Below are 4,978 nucleotides of genomic sequence, written 5' to 3'. Positions count from 1 at the left end.
AAATTACCTATACAAAAAAAGACCCTATTTCTCCTATCATTACTCTTCTTTCAAATGATCGACGAGCCGATTTAGTAATTCACTTAAAACCACTATCTCATTTTCATTATAAATATGATAAGTCTGGGCATTAAAATTATTTCCTAAAGATTTCAATTCCTCATACACACGGATTCCTTCCTCTGTTATTTTTACTCGCGTACGTCTTTTATCTTCAGGGTCTTGGAATAGAGTAACTAAATTTGATTGCTGCAAGCGATTGATCATGTCGGTCATATTTTGTGTGCGATTCTATTAGTCGCCATTGACGTCACGGTAGTCAGTACCGCTATGCCGCAAATTGTCAGTGACCTCAGCGGATTAAAATTAATCAGCTGGGTATTTGCCATCTACACTCTTACCACTTCTGTCACGACACCTATTTACGGTAAATTGGCTGATTTATTCGGCCGAAAAAAAGTTTTTATCTTCGGGGTTATTTTGTTTGTGGTCGGCTCGATGTTGTCGGGTGCTGCCCAAACGATGAATCAATTAATTTGGTTCCGTGCTTTTCAAGGGATTGGTGCTGGTGCGGTAATGCCGTTAACCTTTACGATTATTGGTGACCTCTTTCCTGGTGAACAACGAGCCAAAATGCAGGGAGTCTTTAGTTCGGTCTGGGGAATTGCAGGTCTTCTTGGCCCCTTGGTTGGCGGATTCTTTGTGGACCAAATCAGTTGGCGCTGGATTTTCTATATTAATTTGCCGATCGGTTTAGTCTCGCTCGTGTTAATCACAGTTTTCTTCCATGAAACGGTTGAATTGAAAAAGGACCGTAAAATTGATTATCTGGGAGCTATCACTTTTACCATTGGGATTTCCACTCTATTATATGCTCTACTGAATGCTGGTCCAGGGCAAAAATATGCATGGAATTCGACAGCCATTTATATCCTATTTGCTGTTTCAGTAATCTTTATTGTGCTGTTTGGTTATATCGAAACCAAAGTGAAGGAACCGATGCTTCCTCCATCACTTTTCAAGATTCCTGTCATTCTCGTTTCCAATCTCATCGGTTTTCTAGCTAGTGCCGTCCTAATTGGAGTGAATGTTTATTTACCAATGTGGATTCAAAAAATTCTTGGCCACAGTGCGACAAGCTCAGGACTGACACTCATGCCAATGTCAATTGCCTGGCCTTTGGGTGCCACTTTTGCCGGCCGTTATATGTATAAAATTGGTTCAAAGTTAACAGCCATTCTTGGTGCTGTTTTGATTGCCCTAGGTGGAACCTGGCTGCTTGCTGTGGAACTTGACTCCCCATATTGGTATTTTGTAGGGATCATGATTGTGATCGGTCTTGGCATGGGTTATGCAACAACCCCAACCACCGTTCTCGTTCAATCAGCGGTTGGCTGCCAAATGCGTGGAGCCGCAACCGCATCAAACAGCTTTATTAGGTCCATTGGCCAAACGGTTGGGGTTGCTGTCTTTGGAACTATTTTTAACAACTCACTGATTACGTTTGGAAAAGAACATGCAGGGGGAAGTTGGAGTGGAGGAGGCAATATTAGTAATCTCTTAAGCTCAGACACCATTAATAAGCTGCCTGCTAACGTCATTACGATGATCCAAGAGGCTCTAGCCCATGGGATGCACCTTGTGTTTATTCTCGTATTTTTTATTGGGATCGCAAACATCCTTTGTACGCTCTTCCTTCCTTCACACAAGAAGGTAATGGAACATCAAAAGCAAGTCCAACACTAAACGTTAAGAGCCGCCAACTTGGCGGCTTTTACTACTTTCACTTGCAAAATATATTGGATGGGTTAATCCGATTTTTCAATCCTGTAAACCTTCCAATCACCTGATTCAATATGATTTTTCAACATAGACCCATGATGTTCCGCGATGAAATATAGATAGGCTTCAATTTTATCATTTTCATAAAATACCACTTGATTTTTGCGGTTGTATAGGTTGTTACTTCTATTTGGACGGTATCCTTCCAATTCATCCAGCCTAAGAAGCTGTTCCTCGGATACAAGGTACAATTCACCATAGACTTTATCGCACATCGATTCCTTCAATGCCGGGTAACCCACCCCTGTATCAAAAAGACGCCCATTCGCCCATGCTTGACCGGCGATTAGTGTAGCACCTTTCATTAAATAGTGGTTACTCTCATTCTTTCTTAACGTGCCATAAACAAATACATAAATATGGTTCATCTCACTGCACTCCTTCCATGCAATTCTAGCCTTTCGATTTGACGCAAGGTTCTTTGCAGATTTCTATAGTCCCGAAAGACCTCGATTATTAAGGCAGACGTGTTATAACAGGCTTCAATATTCAACGTTTCAGCCGATGTATGTTCATGGCTGTAACCTGCAGAAAGATTGACACTTTGGATACCTTGCATGGCCCATATTCGTGTGTCACTGCTGCCACCGGCGGTTGTTTTCCATCCTGCTATTCCGATTCGTATGGCCGCTTCTTGAAAGAACTTTCCGTAATTCTCATGGCAAAAGGACTGGTAGCTGCCGCATGAAGTGACAATGTCCCCCGAGCCACTGCGGTCGACAACAATCGCTGCATCTACATCCCACAAGAAATATTCATCTACACTTCTTGCTCCGATTAAGCCAATTTCCTCTTCCACCGTGAAGATGAATTTTACTATTCCATTGAAGTCCGAGGTGTATAGACGCTTTGCTGCCTCCAAAATCACCGCAATTCCCGCCCGGTCATCTGCACCAAGAATGCCTTTGTCACTTGACCAAATCAATCCATCCTTCACGATCTTCTTGCCTTCTTCTATTCGCTCAACCGTATCTAAATGGGCATTAAGAAGGATCGTTGGACCATGACCAGTTCCAAATTTCTTTTGCGCCAGGATGTTTCCAGTATGATCAACTGTCATATAGTCTACATGATTCTTCAATTTCTCCATCACAAATTGCCGTACTCTATCCTCATCCCCGCTTTCTCCCGGAATGGATAAAAGCTGTTCCAATTGAATAAAGAAAAACTGCTTTCTAATAAAATCAGCACCCTGCTCAAGCCATTCTTTGCGAATATAAGATAGCTTTTCCGCAATATCAAGTAGTGCTGGACGTGAGATGCTCATACTCAACCTTGCTCCCCTACTGCTCCAATGAATTTTTGAAACACCCACGGCTAAAAAGATCTCAGTGACCATTTCCACGTCAACACTATCAATAAAGCCAAGGCGTGGATTTCTTCGTTCATGTCCGTCACAGCTCATATTCGTATAAAAGCCAAGCCGGTTAAGCTGCCTTACAATACCGGAGATATAGGTATCAAGCTCTTTAACCTTCGGCTGATCCAATCCAGGACGAAACCACAAATCCTCGCCGCGGCCTCGGTATTCAAAGTCGACACCATTTATCCATGTTTCTTCAGCTATTGCAGGGCCATGTAAGGTTAATAAACCTTTCTCTAAGGTATATGAAATGGAAAGTCTATCCAAACTCTCTAATAAAAATGCCATATTATCCTCTGTTTCTTTTAAACAATGAAATACATTCGGACGAACCTCCTCTACCATAAATCCATGACGAATGAATAATTGATTCCAGTTTTTCATCAAACCATCTCCTCTTTACTTGATGGTCTTATTATCGCAAAAGAGCGATGACACCCCTGTCATCGCCTTCTTTTATATGTATTCAATTTCCTCATCCACCCTATACATCACATAAAATGGATAAGCTTGATTGAAGTAGTATGCTGTCTCGTTGCGGTATCTCGTGTTCTCTATGATGGGAGGGAATCCTTTCTGGGTTAGTTTATTTTTTAACCTGGTAACATTTTGAGTATAGGTGTTCGGTCTAATTTCAACATTCGAGAATGCGTTTCGTGTCGTTGGATGGTCTTCCGAGCTTTTTAATAGGAAATGCCGCAGCAAATATCCTTGATCCGGACTTAATTCTGCTTCTGCTCCTTCAAAAGCTATGTTAATGGTACGATCATTAAAAAATAACACAATGGTGTCAGGGGGCGAGGAGCTAAACATGGTCTCACAATCCATTTTTGAACATGTCCGCCTCCCATTATGATTTACCTTATAAAAGGCATGGCGCTGCAAAAACTGCTCATTATCTAATATATTTTTAATCAGTGGTGAAAATTCATTATTGGGAAATTCTACAGTCCCAGTAGAAGGTAATTGATTCATCCGTTTGTAGCTCTGATTGGCAATATGTAAAGCACTAGTTGTTAAATACAAATGGGCATTAACCAATTGCTGGCTATTTAATTGATACTGTCCATTAGGATCATATTTGTGATTTTCTAAAGAGTCCTCGAAATATGTTAGGGCTTCTGAATACCTTTTGTACTTGAATGACAAAAAACCAAGTCGGTACGCTGCAATTGGATTCTTAGGATCATACTTCAGAGCATCTTTTAGGCACTTTATAGCTAAATGATCATCCTTCTGATCAACCATTTTTAAGTAGGATCCATATTCAATCAGGTGAAAGATTAGTTTTCTTTTCACATATTCTAAAGAACTTTGGTATTCATCCCTCTTCCTCCGAACCAGCTGATCAAGGCATCGAACCATTTCTTTATATAAATTGATTCTCAATAAGAAATTGGGAGCCCCCTGTTCCTCTTCTTGGCTAGTTAACTCTTCCTCCAGATCCTCTAGTTCTTCCATTGTTTTGTCTCTTAAACGCATATAAATTCCCCCATGATTGATGGATTCTTATTTGTCACAATAGGCTCAATCCAAATTGTTCCCTATTAGATTCAAGTATTGGGAAAAAAAATCCTTCAAAATTCAACAAAAGGAATAACCATATTTCTGAAACAATGCTCATTAACTCATTCTGTTCTTCTCTGGGTTGTGGTTATTAAAAACTAATTGCTAGGCAGTTGGATGCCGGTCCAGCCGCTTACATCGCATTGGTCATGTTTATTCAAACCGACAGCCATCACTGTACCATCCGATTTAAGACCGATTGTATGA

At 40.8% G+C, this 4,978-nt stretch carries 4 protein-coding genes and 1 pseudogene; 1 reads left to right on the top strand and 4 read right to left on the bottom strand.

Annotation, left to right across the window (positions count from 1 at the left end; genetic code table 11):
- The first annotated feature begins 246 nt into the window (after window positions 1–246).
- A complete protein-coding gene (locus tag V7659_RS28795) occupies window positions 247–1,746 on the top strand; it encodes an MDR family MFS transporter (RefSeq protein ID WP_335543474.1) in 1,500 nt (499 codons plus the stop codon).
- 62 nt (window positions 1,747–1,808) lie between these two features.
- Here the strand turns inward: V7659_RS28795 and V7659_RS28790 are convergent, their stop codons facing one another.
- The 4 genes and pseudogenes from V7659_RS28790 to V7659_RS28775 all read right to left on the bottom strand — a co-directional run.
- Window positions 1,809–2,210: a gamma-glutamylcyclotransferase family protein gene (locus V7659_RS28790; RefSeq protein ID WP_335543473.1), complete on the bottom strand. Its 402-nt coding sequence runs from the start codon at window positions 2,208–2,210 to the stop codon at window positions 1,809–1,811.
- On the bottom strand, window positions 2,207–3,589 hold the full coding sequence (locus V7659_RS28785) for a M20/M25/M40 family metallo-hydrolase (RefSeq protein WP_335543472.1): 1,383 nt from the start codon (window positions 3,587–3,589) through the stop codon (window positions 2,207–2,209). Before V7659_RS28785 ends, V7659_RS28790 begins: the two co-directional genes overlap by 4 nt.
- Before the next feature lie 72 nt (window positions 3,590–3,661).
- Window positions 3,662–4,687 carry a tetratricopeptide repeat protein gene (locus V7659_RS28780; protein ID WP_335543471.1) on the bottom strand — a complete coding sequence of 342 codons (1,026 nt, stop codon included), beginning with the start codon at window positions 4,685–4,687 and terminating at the stop codon, window positions 3,662–3,664.
- A 182-nt stretch (window positions 4,688–4,869) separates the two neighbouring features.
- Window positions 4,870–4,978, bottom strand: a pseudogene (locus V7659_RS28775) (chromosome condensation regulator); the annotation flags it as partial.

Source organism: Neobacillus drentensis (assembly GCF_036966985.1).
In the GTDB taxonomy this organism is placed as follows: Bacteria; Bacillota; Bacilli; order Bacillales; family Cytobacillaceae; genus Neobacillus; species Neobacillus drentensis_E.
This window is presented reverse-complemented; position numbering and strand designations above follow the sequence as displayed.

Coding starts and splice junctions, on each gene's coding strand:
- V7659_RS28790 (WP_335543473.1), bottom strand. CDS start 2,210: ATGAACCATATTTATGTATTTGTTTATGGCACGTTAAGAAAGAATGAG.
- V7659_RS28780 (WP_335543471.1), bottom strand. CDS start 4,687: ATGCGTTTAAGAGACAAAACAATGGAAGAACTAGAGGATCTGGAGGAA.
- V7659_RS28785 (WP_335543472.1), bottom strand. CDS start 3,589: ATGAAAAACTGGAATCAATTATTCATTCGTCATGGATTTATGGTAGAG.